The sequence below is a fragment of the Arthrobacter sp. Soil762 genome (genome assembly GCF_001428335.1).
Lineage (GTDB): Bacteria > Actinomycetota > Actinomycetes > Actinomycetales > Micrococcaceae > Arthrobacter.
Genome location: NZ_LMSG01000023.1, coordinates 148,235 through 164,407, shown reverse-complemented (window position 1 = coordinate 164,407; position 16,173 = coordinate 148,235). Strand labels below are relative to the sequence as shown.

The following is a 16,173-nucleotide window of genomic DNA, read 5'->3' as shown; positions in this document are numbered from 1 at the left end:
CTATCTGATCGGCAGCTGCATTCAGTTGTTAGTGATCTCCTACTGCGCAATATTTTCCGGTGCCACCTGCTTGGTCTGTCGCAGGAATCTGCAGCTGAATTGTCTGCCCCTGAACCGTCAGCCCAGCGCCCCGCCATTAATCGGTGCGTGAGGTGAATCAGTATCCGGCCCTGCTGGCCGAAATCCAACCGGCAAGACCGACAATGCGGCTGCAGATCTGAACTGCAGCCCAGATCAAATCATCGCGTCCAGCTCCCAGTCTGGACGCCGTCGAGGGGGAAGGATCCTTCGTGACCGAAACCACTGAGCTGTCTTCAGCTGTGGAACCATCAACTTCTGCTGCCGGATCGTCAACGGCCGCACCCGCCAAGAGCAGTGGCCTCGCCGGCCTCAAGCTCGCCCAGTTGCAGGCACTTGCCAGCCAGCTGGGGATTTCCGGTGGATCCCGTATGCGTAAGGGGGATCTGGTGACCGCCATTTCCGCCCATCGCGCTGGCACGTCAGCCAGCAAGGCCCCGGCCAAGGCTGCCGAGAAGGCGACCGAAAACCACGTCGCCCCTGCAGCTGCCGCACCGGTGGCTGCCGCAAGCGAAACCTCGGAGGCCCCGGCCGCTGAGGGGACCCGCGCCCGTGGCCGTGGACGCAGCCGCCGCGCTGTCAGCGACGGAGTAGTTGCAGCCCCCGCCACGGCAACAGCCGCCGAAGCTCCGGCCGCCGCACCCGTTGAGGCTCCGGCGTCAGCGCCCGTTGAGGCCGGCGCAGCAGCTGAAGGCGAACGCCGCCAGCCGCGCACCCGGAACCGGCGCCGCGGCGATGCGGCCGCCACGTCAACGCAGGCAGAAGCCACTGAGGCTCCGGCCGAGCAGCCCGCCGCTGAACAGCGCCAGGCTGACCGCACCGAAACCCAGCGTGCTGATTCCACGGCTCCCGAATCAGGCGACGGCCAGCGTGCTGACCGCCGTGAGAGCGGCCGCACCCGTGGCGCCCGCGACACCGCAGCCCGTGAAACCACCGCCCGCGACACCGCAGCCCGTGAAACCACCGCCCGCGAGACCCCCGATGGTGGCCGCGACAACGCAGGCAGCCGTGACGCCGGCCAGCGTGACGGCGCCCGTCGCGATGACACCCGCGACAACGACGATTCCGACGGCGGCAGCCGCCGCAACCGCCGCAACCGCCGCGACCGGAACGACCGCAATGACCGCTCCGGTGGCCAGGGCGGCCAGGACAGCCGGGACAACTCCCGCAACGACCGTTTCCGCGACCGCAACGACCGCCGTCGGGGACGCACCCAGGGACCGGACGTCGACGACGTCGAGGTCACCGAGGACGACGTCCTGCTGCCCGTCGCCGGCATCCTGGACGTGCTGGAGAACTACGCGTTCATCCGCACCTCCGGTTACCTGCCGGGCCCGAACGACGTTTACGTCTCCCTGGCCCAGGTCAAGAAGTACAACCTGCGCAAGGGCGACGCCTGCGTCGGTGCCATCCGTGCACCGCGTGACGGCGAAGACCGCAGCCAGCAGACCGCCCGCCAGAAGTTCAACGCCCTGGTCCGCGTCACGTCCGTCAACGGAAAGACGCCGGAAGAGCTCAAGGACCGCGTCGAATTCGCCAAGCTGGTTCCGCTGTACCCGTCGGAGCGCCTGCGCCTCGAGACGGATCCCAAGAAGATCGGCCCCCGCGTCATCGACCTGGTTGCCCCGATCGGCAAGGGCCAGCGCGGCCTGATCGTCTCCCCGCCGAAGGCCGGCAAGACGCTCATCCTGCAGTCCATCGCCAACGCCATCACCACCAACAATCCTGAGGTCCATCTCATGATGGTGCTTGTTGACGAACGCCCCGAAGAAGTGACGGACATGCAGCGCACGGTCAAGGGTGAGGTCATTGCCTCCACCTTCGACCGTCCCGCCGATGACCACACCACCGTGGCCGAGCTCTCCATCGAACGCGCCAAGCGCCTCGTGGAAATGGGCATGGACGTGGTGGTCCTCCTGGACTCCATGACCCGCCTGGGCCGCGCCTACAACCTGGCAGCACCGGCCTCCGGCCGTATCCTGTCCGGTGGTGTCGACTCTGCCGCGCTGTACCCGCCGAAGCGCTTCTTCGGTGCAGCCCGCAACATCGAAAACGGTGGCTCGCTGACCATCCTGGCAACCGCGCTCGTGGAGACCGGTTCCAAGATGGACGAGGTCATCTTCGAAGAGTTCAAGGGCACCGGCAACATGGAGCTCCGCCTGTCCCGCCAGCTGGCGGACAAGCGCATCTTCCCGGCCGTGGACGTCAACGCGTCCGGTACCCGCCGCGAAGAGAACCTGCTTTCCCCCGAGGAAGTCAAGATCATGTGGAAGCTGCGCCGCGTCCTTTCCGGACTCGAAACGCAGCAGAGCCTTGAGCTGCTGACCAACAAGATCCGGGAGACCCAGAGCAACGTCGAGTTCCTCATGCAGGTCCAGAAGACAACGCTTGGCGCGAAGTCGGATAACGACAAGTAGCTGCGCTCACCGCTCAAAACATGCCGGCCAGATGGCCGGCATGTTTTGGGCGGTTCGTCGTTAAGCCCCGTGAAACTAGACTTGTAAGAGTCGAAAGAGGTTTTGAAATGTTTGAGTCCGTACAGGGCCTGCTTGATGAGCATGATGCTATCCAGGCGCAGCTTGGTGATCCTGCTGTCTATGCTGACCAGCGGCTGGCCCGGAAGCTGGGGCGGCGTTCTGCGCAGCTCAATGGCATCGTGGAGGCATACAACAAGTGGCATGCCCTGGAGGACGACCTCGCCGCTGCGAAGGAAATGGCCTCGGAGGACCCTGAGTTTGCTGCCGAGGTTCCCGTGCTGGAGGAAGCGCTGGAGCAGGCTTCGGCGAAGCTGCGCAGACTCCTCATTCCGCGGGACCCCGACGACGCCCGCAACGTGATCCTCGAGGTCAAGGGCGGCGAAGGCGGCGACGAAGCCGCGCTCTTCGCCGGCGATCTCCTGCGGATGTACACCCGGTACGCGGAATCCCGCGGCTGGAAGACTGAACTCATCTCGGCCAACGAATCCGATCTCGGTGGCTACAAGGACGTCCAGATGGCCGTCAAGGGCAGCTCGAACGATCCTGCCGAGGGCGTCTACGCACGGCTCAAGTTCGAAGGCGGCGTCCACCGCGTGCAGCGTGTGCCCGTCACCGAATCCCAGGGCCGCATCCACACCTCTGCCGCCGGTGTCCTGGTCCTTCCCGAAGTTGACGAGCCGGAAGAGCTGGACATCAACCAGAACGACCTCAAGATCGACGTCTACCGTTCGTCGGGTCCCGGTGGCCAGTCCGTGAACACCACGGACTCAGCTGTCCGTATCACGCACCTTCCCACCGGCATCGTGGTGGCCATGCAGAACGAGAAATCCCAGCTGCAGAACCGCGAAGCAGGCATGCGCGTGCTCCGCGCCCGCATCCTGGCGCACCAGCAGGAAATCATCGACGCCGAGAACTCGGCCCAGCGTAAATCCCAGATCCGCACTATGGACCGTTCGGAGCGCATCCGCACGTACAACTACCCGGAGAACCGGATCGCGGACCACCGCACGGGCTACAAGGCCTACAACCTGGACCAGGTCATGAACGGGGACCTGGAACCGGTCATCCAGTCCGCCATCGAGATGGACGAACAGGCACGCCTGGACGCCATCGGCGACTAGCCGCCGGCACCCATGACACTCGGGTCTGGGCAGTCCCTCGCGGCTGCCGTCAGCGAGGCCACGGTGATCCTCCGGGACGCCGGGGTCCCCAGCCCCCGCGTCGACGCGGAACTCCTGGCGGACCACCTGCTCGGTGTGGGGCTCGGCAGGCTCCGGGCGATGATGCTGGGCGACACCCCAGCGCCTGTTGGCTATGCCGAACTTGTCGCTGAACGGGCCCAACGGATCCCGCTGCAGCACATCACGGGAGTGGCGCACTTCAGGTATCTGGAGCTCGCCGTCGGGCCGGGGGTTTTTATCCCCCGGCCGGAAACAGAGTCCGTTGTGCAGCTGGTCATCGACCACGTCAAGGGGATGGCACGCCCGCGGATTGTTGACCTGGGCACGGGCTCGGGCGCAATAGCCGGCTCCATCGCCCACGAGGTGCCCGGCGCTGAGGTCCACGCCGTGGAATACAGTCCGTTCGCGCACGCGTGGGCGGCCCGGAACCTGGCGCCCCTGGGCGTCAAGCTGGTGCTGGGGGACCTCCGCGACGCGCTGCCGGAACTTAACGGAACCTTCGACGTCGTAATCTCCAACCCGCCCTACATTCCCGCCGAAGCCATCCCGAATGAACCCGAAGTTGCCCTGCACGATCCTCCCGAAGCCCTGTACGGCGGGGGAGCGGACGGCATGGAACTTCCGACGGCGGCGGCCGCCTCGGCTGCCCGGCTGCTGGTTCCCGGCGGCTACTTCGTGATGGAACACGCGGAAGTCCAGGCCGGCTGGATCGCCGGCATGATGCAGCGGACGGGTGCCTGGCGGGAGATCACCACACACCTGGACCTCAACGGCAAGGAACGCGCCACCAGCGCCGTCCTTGCCGGTCCGCACCACGAGTGATGAAAGAATAGGCCAGTGACCACAACCTACAACTGCACGTCCGAGGATCAGCGCGCCCTTGGCCTGGAGCATGCCCAGCGTGCCATCAGCGAAAAGAAGTGCGTGGTGTTCCCCACGGACACGGTCTACGGAATTGCCGCCGACGCCTTTTCGCCGCAGGCCGTCACTATGCTGTTGGCCTCCAAAGGGCGCAGCCGCACCATGCCGCCGCCGGTACTGATTCCTCGGATCAACGCGCTGGACGGCCTGGCCACAGACGTTTCCGGTGATGCCCGCAAGCTCGCCGAGGCGTTCTGGCCGGGGGGACTGACCCTGATCCTGCACGCCCAGCCGTCACTGGACTGGGACCTGGGCGAGACCCAGGGAACGGTGGCCCTGCGTATGCCCGCCGACGAGGTGGCCCAGGAACTCCTGACGCTGACCGGTCCGCTGGCCGTCTCCTCCGCCAACCGGACCGGCCAGCCGCCGGCACAGACCGCCGCTGAGGCTCGTGCCCAGCTCGCGGAGTCCGTGGAGGTCTACCTCGAAGGCGGTTTCCGGCCGGTGGAAGGAACCGACGCCGTGCCCTCCACGATCGTGGATGCCACCGGGGCGCTCCTGCGCGTGGTGCGCAACGGCGCGGTGTCCCTGGAGCAGCTCCGGGAGCACGTTCCGGGCGTCTTGGGCCTGGGCGAGATCCCGATGGCTGAGCCCGAGGAAGAATCTGAACCTGTCGCTCTGCCGGCCGAATCGGCCGCTGAAGAGCCGGCAGCTGAAAAAGCTGCCGACGAGCCGTCCGCGCCGGTTCGGGAGACTGACGGGTGAGCCTGGTACGCCAGCACATCCCCGTCCTTGGCGTGGACGCCACGCCGCTCAAGGTGGACCAACTGCTTGAGGTGCTGGCGGGGTTCGTCGCCGACGGGACCAAACGGACCGTCGTCGGACATAACCTGCACAGCGTCACGCTGACACATTCCGACGCCGGCTTCCGTTCCGTCTATGAGGACAGCGATGTGGTGCTCCTCGACGGGGCGCCGGTGCTGTGGCTGTGGAGCCGGACGCGCAAAGGCGTGGGGCCGGTCATGGAGTACCGGCTGGGTTCCACGGACTGGTTGCCGTCACTGGGCAAGGTGGCAGGCCTGAAGCGGATTGCGGTGGTTGGCGCCGGCTCCGAGGCGAACGCCTTGGCCGTCGAAAAACTTCGGAGCATTGTTCCCGGTGCCACGGTAGCGGGCCTGCCCGGCGAAGGTTGGAACGACGACGTCGAAACGGCCGCTGTGCGCTGGCTCGCAGAGCAGCAACCCCAGCTAGTCCTGCTCGGGTTGGGCATGCCGCTGCAGGAAACAGTGCTGCAGCGCCGGCTCGGCACGCTCCCACCGGCCATCTACTGCACCGTGGGCGGCGCGATCGAACAGCTGGCCGGAATCCAGAAACTTGCACCTCGATGGCTCGGGAGGCTCGGGCTGGAATGGGCATGGCGCCTGCTGCTGCATCCCCGCCGCGTGGCGTACCGCGTGTTTGGCGAGCCGTGGGTGCTGCTGTGGCTGCTGGCCCGGCGCCGGCTGCGGCGCGTGTCCTAGAACTTCTGGTCCTCCAGCGGCGCGAAGCCCTTGGCACGCAGTCCCTTCGAGAAGGAACTTGCCCAGGCGAGCAGTCCCTTCAGGTCACGGCGCTGCGCAAAATAGCCAAGGTAGCCGCCGACGTCGGCCACCAGCGACTTAACCCGGAAATAGCGCCGGATCAGGTACCCGCGGTTGCGGTAGTAGTAGTAACGTTTGAACGCCGAATCCGGCACGATCACATGCCATCGTGCACCAAAGACGTGCTTCGTCTCGGAAAACGCATGCGGGTGGGTGATGGCGGTGGTGGTCACCGTGCCGAACCGGATGCCCGCCTTGCGGAGGCGGATTGTGAAGTCCACCTCGTCGCCGCGGATAAAGAGGCGCATGTCCGGCAGGCCCACCTTGAAAAACACGTCGGACCTGATCAGGGCACCGTTGAAGAAGTGTCCGTCGTTGGGTAGGAAACCTACTTTTTCCAGTTGGGCCCGGTCGTGGGTGACTTTCCCGTCCAGCCGGAAGAAGAAGGACAGCCGGTCGGGATGGCCCGGGGCAACCACCAGCGGGACCACGGCTTCAAGGTCGCGTGCCTCAGCCTCACGCAGGAGTGTGGCGAGGCATTCGGGATCCGCCGGCTCGGCGTCGTCGTCCATCATCCAGACCCATTTGGCACCGCTGGCCACCGCCTTCAGCGCGGCGAGGGCAAAGCCGCCTGCCCCGCCGAGGTTCGCTTCGGAACGGACGTAATCAACATTTGCATGCCGCGCGGCCACATCGCGTGCCGGCTCCGTGCCGCTGTCGACAAGGCAGATGGTGTCCACTGCCGCGGACTGCGCATTAATGGCGTCCAGCAGGACGGACAGCTCTTTATGACGATTAAATGTCACGGCGGCAACTGCAACCCGGACGGTCATGGGGATTCCTTTCAGCATGGCCTTCAGGGGATTCCCCGCTCGCAATGCGCCAGTGTGGCGCGAAGCCATGGAGCCGTTGGCGCTAGTATCTTGACTAGAGTCCACTGTAATACAGCCCTGTAAGGCACTGCGTACAAGAAAAAATGCACTGCCTGCTGCGCGCCCGGCGACGGAGAAGTTTCATTTATCGAAAGTCAGATTCCCCGCCAGTGAGCCCATCGATCGAGGACCACCTGTTCGGGCCGCTGTCCATGCCCGTGCGCACCCGCAGGGTTGCGCCGCACACCGACGAAACGGCCGCTATCGCATGATTATGTACCTGCTTATGGGGCTGACGGCTGCCGTTGTGTCCTACGGAGCCACCTGGGGTGCCCGCGTCATCGGGCACCGGCTTGAACTCCACGCCCCCATCCGCAGCCGTGACATGCATACGACGCCGGTGTCCCGGTTGGGCGGGGTTGCCATCTTCCTCGGCGTGCTGGTGGCCCTCCTCGTGGCCAGCCAGTCCTTCTTCGTCAAGGACATCTACCGGAACAACTTCTCGCCATGGGGCGTCCTGGCGGGCGCGGCCCTGATCGTGCTCGTGGGGATCGCGGATGACCTCCTGGACATCCGTTGGTGGGTGAAGCTCATCGGCCAGAGCGCCGCAGCCCTGGTGGTGGCCATCTGGGGCGTCCGGATGACCTTAGTCCCGTGGGTTCCGGAGCCGATCTACCTGGAGAACGAACTGCTCCGCGTCGTGCTGACGGCCGGGCTCATCGTCACCACCATGAACGCCTTCAACTTCATTGACGGCCTCGACGGGCTGGCCGCCGGCGTGGCCATCATCGGCGGAACTGCCTTCTTCTTCACGGCGTACTGGGTGCACCGGAATGCCGTCCTGTTGGACTACTCGGACCTGGCCACCCTGCTCACCGCCGTCGTCGTTGGCAGTTGCATCGGCTTCCTGCCGCACAACTGGTTCCCGTCCAAGATCTTTATGGGCGATTCCGGTGCCATGCTGATCGGCCTGTTGATGGCAGCCGCCGGCATCGTCTCCACAGGCCAGATCACGTCAGGGCTGTACGACCGCGCCAACGGTATCTCCACAGTCATACCGATTCTGCTGCCCTTCGCCGTGCTGTTCCTGCCACTGCTTGACCTGGGCCTCGCCGTCGTCCGCCGGACAGCGCGGGGACGTTCGCCATGGTCCGCAGACCGAGGCCACCTCCACCACAAGCTGCTGGATATCGGTTACTCGCACCGGACGGCCGTGATCCTGATGTACCTCTGGACCGCCATCCTGTCCTTCGGGGGATTGGCCTTTGCGGTCTTCCCTTGGCAAGTTGTATTGGCCGCCGACATCTTCGCCACGCTGGTCATGGGCCTGATTACGGCCTGGCCATACCTGCGCCGCCACAGTGACCAGTCGCCGGCGTAACGGCGTTCGGATTTATTTCTATCTCGTGTAGAATTTAGGGGCAGCCCAAGCTGCCCCTCCACCCAGCCCCAGGGCGCCGACGATTGGGATCTTATGACCTCCAACGCCGAACCCGGACGTTCGTCCGGCAGCGGACCCGTTGGTGTTTCCGGTCCCACGCGCTCGCTGTGGCTTCGCCTCCTCGCACTCAGTTCAGCTGCCGGTGCAGGCGCACTGATCCTGGCGGGCATCCCCGCTGTGATCCTGAACGGCCCCAGCGGCGTTCTGTCCAGTACTTTGGGCGGCCTCCTGGTGATGCTCTTCTTTGCCATCAGTCTTCTCGTGGGCCACTTCGTGGGGCGCAATAACCCCTCCGGTGCCATCGGAATGTTCGCGGCCACCTACTTTGTCAAGGTCGTGGGTTTCGCGGTTGTCCTGTTTGTGATCGGAGCACCTGCCTGGCTTCATGACCGATGGTTCCTGATTGGTGCCGTTGCCACTGTTGTCTTCTGGCAGGCTGCCGAAATCTATGGCTTCAGCAAGGCGCGCCTGCAGATTTACAACGACCCCGAGCCCAAGGAGCCGAACGATGCCTGATCGGAAACGAACAGCGAAAAACGGTTCTTCCGTGCCCAAGAACGCTGCGCCCACGCCGGGGGTGTCGGCCGAAAACAACGACGGCGGATACAACGCCGGAATGGCCGTCTTTAGCTACATTATTGGCGGAATCATCGTCTGGAGTTTGATAGGGTGGGGTCTGGATTATCTGTGGGGAACCCGCTGGATCGTGCTCGCAGGCGCTCTGCTTGGAGCTCTCGGAGGTTTCTATCTTTCCCACATGCATGGCCTTACCAGTTCCAGAACCACGGCAGGTAAGAGCAGCGCAGACAGCGGCCCGTCCGCGGACGGAAACACAAATGCCAAATAATTTCACAGGGGGAGCTGCGGAGCACAATTCCGCGGGTCCTCGACCAACGCCCAATGATGGACACTGCAGAGAGGAAACGCGTTGATCGCGCTTGCGCTCCCGGCCCAAGATTCAGGAGAGTTCAATCCTCCTGGAATTGAAGAAATGCACCTGCCGGCAATCCTGCCGTGGGGGGTGGCTGACGGATTCTCCAAGCAGATGCTGCTGGTAATCCTGTCGGTCGTCATTATCGCCACATTCTTTCTGCTAGCTGCGCGGAAGCAGCAGCTTGTTCCCGGCAAGCTCCAGTTCGCTGGTGAAATGGCTTATGGCTTTGTCCGAAACGGCATTGCAAAAGACATTATCGGCGGCAAAGATTTCATGAAGTATGTCCCGCTGTTGTTCAGCCTTTTCTTCTTCATTCTGGTGAACAACATCTACGGCGCCATTCCCGTGATCCAGCTCCCGAGCTTCTCGCACGTCGGCGGTGCCTATGTCCTCGCGGGCATTGTGTACGTCACCTGGATTGCCATCGGCATCAAGAAGAACGGCCTGAAGTATTTCAAGCTGGCCACCGTGCCGTCGGGCGTCCCGGTCTACATTCTCCCGATTGTGATCCCGATCGAGATCATCTCGAACTTCCTGGTCCGGCCTGTCACACACAGCCTCCGTCTCTTTGCCACCATGCTGGCAGGACACCTGATCGTCATGATCGCCGGTTCCGGCATTGAGTTCCTGGTGATGCAGGAGAACATCCTGCTCAAGGGAACCTCCCTTCTGGTCATCGCCGGCGCAGTTGCCATGTACATGCTGGAAGCACTGATCATGGCACTGCAGGCCTACGTCTTCACGCTGCTGACCGCCATTTACATCGAAGGCGCACTGCACGCGGACAGCCACTAGGCACCCACAAACTTCCCCTCACGGGGATGAAGCAACCCAAACAACCTGCCACATGGGTGGCATCTTGAAAGGAAGAAAAATGGAAGGCACCATCAACGGCTCCCTCAACCTCATCGGCTACGGACTGTCCGCAATCGGCGGTGGTATCGGTGTTGGTCTCGTGTTCGCTGCTTACATCAACGGCGTAGCACGTCAGCCGGAAGCCCAGCGCGTCCTGCAGCCGATCGCATTCCTCGGCCTCGCGCTGACTGAAGCCCTCGCCATCCTTGGCCTGGTCTTCGCTTTCGTTCTCTAGTCTGACTTCAGAACCAAGCGAACATCCAGAACCGAGTAGATAAGGACGGGTGAATTATGAACCAGGTGATCATCTCAGCTGCCACAGCGGGCGAGACTAACCCACTGGTACCCAACGTCTGGGAAATGGGCGTTGTCCTCGCCGGCTTTGCTGTCCTCATGTTCATCGTGGTCAAGTTCGTTGTCCCGATGTTCGAGAAGACGTTTGCAGAGCGCGCTGAGGCAATCGAAGGCGGCATTGCCAAGGCCGAGAAGGCCCAGGCAGAAGCATCAGCCGCCCTCGAAGAATACAAGCAGCAGCTTACGGACGCCCGCGCGGAAGCTAACCGCATCCGCGAGGAAGCCCGTGCTGAAGGCGCCCAGATCCTTGCAGATCTGAAGGAAAAGGCTGCCGCTGAGTCTGCCCGCATCACGGCACAGGCACACGTGCAGATCGAATCGGAGCGCCAGGCCGCAGTTGTGTCCCTGCGCTCCGAGGTAGGCACGCTGGCCACCACGCTCGCAGGCCGCATCGTTGGCGAAGCCCTCAACGATGACGAGCGTTCCGCACGTGTGGTTGACCGCTTCCTGGCAGATCTGGAGAACCAGAACGCAGGTGCAGCTAAGTAATGTCAGGTGTATCGAGCGAATCGCTGACCACGGCGCTGACCCAACTGGAAGCAAAGCTTCCGTTGGCCTCGCTGCAGTTGGCTAAGGAACTCTTCGGAATCCTGGGAACGGTGGACAGCTCGGCTGGCTTGCGCCGCGCCCTGACTGACCCGTCCCGCACCGGTGACGAAAAGTCGGCGCTTGTCAGGCAGCTTGTTGGCGGAAAAGTCTCCGCTGAGGCTGCGGACATCGCGGGCGGACTGGCCAGTTCACGCTGGGCATCGGCCCGAGATATCGGCGATGCACTCGAGACGCTTGCCGCAACGGTGGTTATCGCTGTTGCTGAAAACAAGTCGGCCGTTTCTGCCTCCGGAATCTCTGGGCTGGAAGAGCTGGAGAACGATCTGTTCTCCTTCAACCAGGCCGTTGCCTCCAACCACGAGGTACAACGTGCTCTGTCGGAGCCGCAGGCCAGTGCTGCAGCGAAGACCGCGTTGGCGCAGAAGCTGCATCCCGGCGCAGGCGAGGAAGCAAAAGTCCTCATCGCGCAGGCAGTTTCCCAGCCCCGCGGCATCAAGGCGACTCGGCTCGTAGCCCGGTTCGCCGAACTGGCAGCCAAACGGCAGCAGCGCTGGATTGCAACGGTCAGCGTCACCCGTCCCTTGACGGAGACGCAGTTCGCCCGCCTCCAGGCAGGGCTTAATTCCCTGTACGGTCGCGAGCTCAAGATCAACGTCACCGTTGATCCTGAACTGATCGGCGGAATCCGTGTCCAGGTGGGTGACGAAGTGCTCGACGCTTCGGTTATCACCCGGCTGGGACAGCTTCACCGCCAACTGGCCGGATAGCCGGACAAGCACAACTTAACGAAACGAAACCCCGGTCATCGTGAGCAACGATGATCACGAAAACAGGAGAGCAGGGACTGCAGATGGCCGAATTGACCATCAACGCCGACGACGTCCGTATTGCGTTGAACGAGTTCGCGGCGTCCTACGAACCCGGAAACGCAGAGCGCGTAGAGGTTGGCCGTGTAACAACCGCAGGTGACGGCATCGCCCGTGTTGAGGGCCTTCCCTCGGTCATGGCGAACGAGCTGCTTCGCTTCGAAGACGGCACCCTGGGCCTGGCCCAGAACCTTGACGTCCGCGAGATCGGTGTCATCGTACTCGGTGACTTCACCGGAATCGAAGAGGGCCAGGAAGTCCACCGCACCGGGCAGGTTCTGTCCGTACCGGTAGGCGACGCCTTCCTCGGCCGCGTGGTTGACCCCTTGGGCCAGCCCATCGACGACCTCGGCGAGATCAAGGCAGAAACCACCCGTGCACTGGAACTCCAGGCGCCCGGCGTGACCCAGCGTAAGTCGGTCCACGAACCGATGCAGACCGGTCTGAAGGCTATCGACGCCATGATCCCGATCGGCCGCGGTCAGCGTCAGCTGATCATCGGTGACCGCCAGACCGGCAAGTCGGCTATCGCCATCGACACCATCATCAACCAGAAGGCCAACTGGGCTTCCGGCGATGTGACCAAGCAGGTGCGTTGCATCTACGTGGCAATCGGTCAGAAGGCGTCCACCATCGCGGCTGTCCGTCAGACCCTTGAGGACAACGGCGCACTGGAATACACCACCATTGTGGCTTCCCCCGCGTCTGACCCCGCAGGCTTCAAGTACCTGGCACCGTACGCCGGTTCGGCCATCGGCCAGCACTGGATGTACGGCGGCAAGCACGTCCTCATCGTGTTTGATGACCTCTCCAAGCAGGCCGAGGCCTACCGTGCAGTTTCACTGCTGCTGCGCCGCCCGCCGGGACGCGAAGCCTACCCGGGCGACGTCTTCTACTTGCACTCCCGCCTGCTGGAGCGTTGTGCCAAGCTCTCCGACGAGCTCGGTGCCGGCTCGATGACCGGCCTGCCGCTCATCGAAACCAAGGCAAACGACGTCTCTGCCTATATCCCGACCAACGTGATCTCCATTACCGATGGCCAGATCTTCCTGCAGTCGGACCTCTTCAACGCCAACCAGCGTCCGGCCGTCGACGTGGGTGTCTCTGTGTCCCGCGTTGGTGGTGCTGCACAGGTCAAGTCCATGAAGAAGGTCTCCGGTACTTTGAAGCTGGAATTGGCCCAGTACCGTGACATGCAGGCTTTCGCCATGTTCGCATCGGACCTCGACGCCGCATCGCGCCAGCAGCTCACCCGTGGTGCCCGCCTGATGGAACTGCTCAAGCAGGGCCAGTACTCACCGTTCCCGATCGAGAACCAGGTTGTGTCCATCTGGGCAGGTACCAACGGCCACCTCGACGAGGTTCCGGTTGAGGACATCAACCGCTTCGAGACCGAATTCCTGGAGCACCTCAAGCACAAGTCCTCCATCCTGACCACGCTGGCGCAGACCAACGTTATGGACGATGACACCGCTGAAGCACTGAAGACCGCGATTGTGGCCTTCAAAAAGGGCTTCTTCGGTGAAGGTGACAACCGCCTGGTAGGCGCCGGCCACGAGGAGCCCGAAGCTATCTCGGAAGCCGATGTAGACCAGGAAAAGATCGTCAAGCAGAAGCGCTAGTTTCGCTGGCAGGGACTGCCGGAACCCAGAGGTTCCGGCAGTCCCGGCCATCGGGATCTTAGGAAAGGAAAAGTATGGGAGCCCAGATTCGGGTCTACCGCCAGAAGATCAGCTCGACCACGTCGATGCGCAAGATCTTCAAGGCGATGGAACTGATCGCTACCTCGCGCATTGGCAAGGCCCGCGCACGCGTAGCGGCTTCACTGCCTTACGCAAACGCCATTACGCGTGCCGTTTCTGCTGTCGCAAGCCAGAGCGAAATCGACCACCCGCTGGTCACCGAGCCGACGCAAATCCGCCGGGCAGCTGTCCTGGTCATCAGTGCAGACCGCGGCCTTGCAGGATCCTACTCGGCGACCGTGCTTAAGCAGGCGGTCGGTCTCACAGAGCTGCTCCACGAGGAGGGCAAAGAAGTCAAGACGTACGTGATGGGCCGCAAGGCACAGGCGTACTTCGACTTCCGCAACCTTTCTTACGAGCGCGTGTGGACCGGCAACACTGATGCGCCGGAGTTTGGAACTGCACGTGAGGTCGGCGCGGCATTGCTCGAAGCCTTCGCTGCAGACTACGAAGAGGGCGGCGTGGACGAGATCCATGTCGTTTACACCCGCTTCAAGTCCATGGTGACGCAGGAGCCGACGGTTATCCGTCTTCTTCCGCTTGAGGTTGTCGAAGAGCAGGCTGCGTCCGAGTCGGACCTCCTGCCGCTCTACGAATTCGAGCCGGAAGCGGAGAAGGTTCTTGATGCCCTGCTCCCGCGCTACATCGAGTCACGCATTTTTGCCGCCATGTTGCAGGCAGCAGCTTCCGAGCTCGCAGCCCGCCAGCGGGCGATGAAGTCCGCCGGTGACAATGCCACGGACCTCATCAAGAAGTACACGCGTCTGCGCAACACTGCCCGTCAGGCTGAAATTACGCAGGAGCTTTCCGAAATTGTTGCCGGTGCTGACGCCTTGAACGCGTCCTAGCCTGCACGGTCCGGTCCAGCTGTACCTGCACTAAAGAACAAACTTAAACCCCACGCCATCTACTGAGTGAAGTGAGAGAGATGACTGCCACTGCTACCGAACACGTAGCCGCAACGTCCGGTGCCACCGGCCGTATTGCACGTGTTATTGGCCCGGTTGTCGACGTCGAATTCCCGGCTGACGCAATCCCCTCGATTTACAACGCCCTCACCACGGAGATTACCCTCAACGGTGAGACCAAGACCATCACGTTCGAGGTTGCCCTGCACCTGGGCGACAACCTCATCCGCGCCATCGCACTGCAGGCTACCGACGGACTCGTCCGCGGCACCAACGTAGTGGACAGCGGTTCTCCGATCACCGTGCCTGTGGGCGACGGCGTCAAGGGCCACATCTTCAACGTCCTCGGCAAGCCGCTGGACGTTGACGAGTCCGAGATCCAGGCTGCGGACTACTGGCCGATCCACCGCAAGGCCCCGGCCTTCGCAACGCTTGAAGGCTCCACCGAGATGCTGGAAACCGGCATCAAGGTCATTGACCTTCTCACCCCGTACATCAAGGGTGGAAAGATCGGCCTCTTCGGCGGCGCCGGCGTGGGCAAGACGGTTCTGATCCAGGAAATGATCACCCGTGTGGCCCGTAACTTCGGTGGTACCTCGGTATTCGCCGGTGTTGGCGAGCGTACCCGTGAAGGTAACGACCTCTGGGTTGAAATGGAAGAGGCAGGCGTCCTCAAGGACACCGCCCTTGTATTCGGCCAGATGGATGAGCCGCCGGGAACGCGTCTGCGCGTTGCACTGTCCGCCCTGACCATGGCGGAGTACTTCCGCGATGTGCAGAACCAGGACGTGCTGCTCTTCATCGACAACATCTTCCGCTTCACCCAGGCAGGCTCCGAGGTTTCCACCCTCCTCGGCCGCATGCCGTCGGCCGTGGGCTACCAGCCCAACCTGGCTGACGAGATGGGTCTCCTCCAGGAGCGCATCACGTCCACCAAGGGCCACTCGATCACCTCGATGCAGGCCATCTACGTTCCCGCAGATGACTACACCGACCCGGCCCCGGCCACGACCTTCGCACACCTCGACGCAACCACGGAACTTTCCCGTGAAATTGCTTCCCGTGGTCTGTACCCGGCCGTTGACCCGCTGACGTCGACGTCCCGCATCCTGGACCCGCAGTACATCGGTCAGGACCACTACAACACGGCTGTTCGTGTGAAGCAGATCCTGCAGAAGAACAAGGAACTCCAGGACATCATCGCCATCCTCGGTGTTGACGAACTGTCGGAAGAGGACAAGATCGTCGTGTCGCGTGCACGCCGTATCCAGCAGTTCCTCTCCCAGAACACCTACACCGCCAAGCAGTTCACCGGCGTCGAGGGCTCCACCGTGACCATCAAGGACACGGTTGAAGGCTTCACCGCTATCTGCGACGGCGAACTTGACCACGTTGCAGAGCAGGCGTTCTTCAACGTCGGTGGCCTGGACGATGTTGAGCGCCAGTGGGCCAAGATCCAGGAACAGACCAAGTAA

General features: G+C 63.0%; 16 protein-coding genes. 15 read left to right on the top strand and 1 reads right to left on the bottom strand.

The window, feature by feature from the left end; all coding sequences use genetic code 11:
• The first annotated feature begins 290 nt into the window (after window positions 1–290).
• The 5 genes from rho to ASG77_RS20520 all read left to right on the top strand — a co-directional run bounded on the left by rho (window position 291) and on the right by ASG77_RS20520 (window position 6,117).
• Window positions 291–2,495 (top strand): transcription termination factor Rho, encoded by a 2,205-nt coding sequence (gene rho, locus ASG77_RS20540; RefSeq protein WP_056349443.1) that lies wholly within the window; start codon window positions 291–293, stop codon window positions 2,493–2,495.
• Between the two features lie 107 nt (window positions 2,496–2,602).
• Entirely contained in the window at window positions 2,603–3,676 is a 1,074-nt protein-coding gene (prfA, locus tag ASG77_RS20535; protein ID WP_056349440.1) for a peptide chain release factor 1, read from the top strand.
• A 12-nt stretch (window positions 3,677–3,688) separates the two neighbouring features.
• Window positions 3,689–4,558, top strand: coding sequence for a peptide chain release factor N(5)-glutamine methyltransferase (gene prmC / locus ASG77_RS20530; protein WP_056349437.1), 870 nt, complete (start codon window positions 3,689–3,691; stop codon window positions 4,556–4,558).
• Window positions 4,559–4,573: 15 nt separating this feature from the next.
• Complete coding sequence (locus ASG77_RS20525; protein ID WP_056349434.1) at window positions 4,574–5,362, top strand: L-threonylcarbamoyladenylate synthase; 789 nt, start codon at window positions 4,574–4,576, stop codon at window positions 5,360–5,362.
• Entirely contained in the window at window positions 5,359–6,117 is a 759-nt protein-coding gene (locus tag ASG77_RS20520; protein ID WP_056349431.1) for a WecB/TagA/CpsF family glycosyltransferase, read from the top strand. The genes ASG77_RS20525 and ASG77_RS20520 overlap by 4 nt, the downstream gene beginning before the upstream one ends.
• On the opposite strand, the gene ASG77_RS20515 is transcribed toward ASG77_RS20520, so the two are convergent.
• Complete coding sequence (locus tag ASG77_RS20515) at window positions 6,114–7,010, bottom strand: glycosyltransferase (protein ID WP_056349429.1); 897 nt, start codon at window positions 7,008–7,010, stop codon at window positions 6,114–6,116. The genes ASG77_RS20520 and ASG77_RS20515 overlap by 4 nt on opposite strands.
• A 307-nt stretch (window positions 7,011–7,317) precedes the next feature.
• Between ASG77_RS20515 and ASG77_RS20510 the strand changes: the two genes are divergently transcribed.
• The 10 genes from ASG77_RS20510 to atpD all read left to right on the top strand — a co-directional run bounded on the left by ASG77_RS20510 (window position 7,318) and on the right by atpD (window position 16,173).
• Window positions 7,318–8,430 (top strand): MraY family glycosyltransferase, encoded by a 1,113-nt coding sequence (locus ASG77_RS20510; RefSeq protein WP_056349425.1) that lies wholly within the window; start codon window positions 7,318–7,320, stop codon window positions 8,428–8,430.
• Window positions 8,431–8,523: 93 nt separating this feature from the next.
• A complete protein-coding gene (locus tag ASG77_RS20505; RefSeq protein WP_056349423.1) occupies window positions 8,524–9,006 on the top strand; it encodes a hypothetical protein in 483 nt (160 codons plus the stop codon).
• Window positions 8,999–9,337, top strand: coding sequence for a hypothetical protein (locus tag ASG77_RS20500; protein WP_056349421.1), 339 nt, complete (start codon window positions 8,999–9,001; stop codon window positions 9,335–9,337). The genes ASG77_RS20505 and ASG77_RS20500 overlap by 8 nt, the downstream gene beginning before the upstream one ends.
• A gap of 81 nt (window positions 9,338–9,418) precedes the next feature.
• The gene (gene atpB / locus ASG77_RS20495; protein ID WP_056349417.1) at window positions 9,419–10,219 is read left to right on the top strand and encodes a F0F1 ATP synthase subunit A; all 801 of its coding nucleotides are present in this window, start codon (window positions 9,419–9,421) and stop codon (window positions 10,217–10,219) included.
• A gap of 79 nt (window positions 10,220–10,298) precedes the next feature.
• Window positions 10,299–10,514: an ATP synthase F0 subunit C gene (atpE, locus tag ASG77_RS20490; RefSeq protein WP_056349415.1), complete on the top strand. Its 216-nt coding sequence runs from the start codon at window positions 10,299–10,301 to the stop codon at window positions 10,512–10,514.
• 56 nt (window positions 10,515–10,570) lie between these two features.
• Window positions 10,571–11,122, top strand: coding sequence for a F0F1 ATP synthase subunit B (locus ASG77_RS20485; protein ID WP_056349412.1), 552 nt, complete (start codon window positions 10,571–10,573; stop codon window positions 11,120–11,122).
• The gene (locus ASG77_RS20480) at window positions 11,122–11,949 is read left to right on the top strand and encodes a F0F1 ATP synthase subunit delta (protein ID WP_056349409.1); all 828 of its coding nucleotides are present in this window, start codon (window positions 11,122–11,124) and stop codon (window positions 11,947–11,949) included. Before ASG77_RS20485 ends, ASG77_RS20480 begins: the two co-directional genes overlap by 1 nt.
• A gap of 83 nt (window positions 11,950–12,032) precedes the next feature.
• Window positions 12,033–13,670: a F0F1 ATP synthase subunit alpha gene (gene atpA, locus ASG77_RS20475; RefSeq protein ID WP_056349668.1), complete on the top strand. Its 1,638-nt coding sequence runs from the start codon at window positions 12,033–12,035 to the stop codon at window positions 13,668–13,670.
• 74 nt (window positions 13,671–13,744) lie between these two features.
• Window positions 13,745–14,638, top strand: coding sequence for a F0F1 ATP synthase subunit gamma (locus tag ASG77_RS20470; protein ID WP_056349406.1), 894 nt, complete (start codon window positions 13,745–13,747; stop codon window positions 14,636–14,638).
• An 80-nt stretch (window positions 14,639–14,718) separates the two neighbouring features.
• Window positions 14,719–16,173, top strand: coding sequence for a F0F1 ATP synthase subunit beta (gene atpD / locus ASG77_RS20465; protein WP_056349403.1), 1,455 nt, complete (start codon window positions 14,719–14,721; stop codon window positions 16,171–16,173).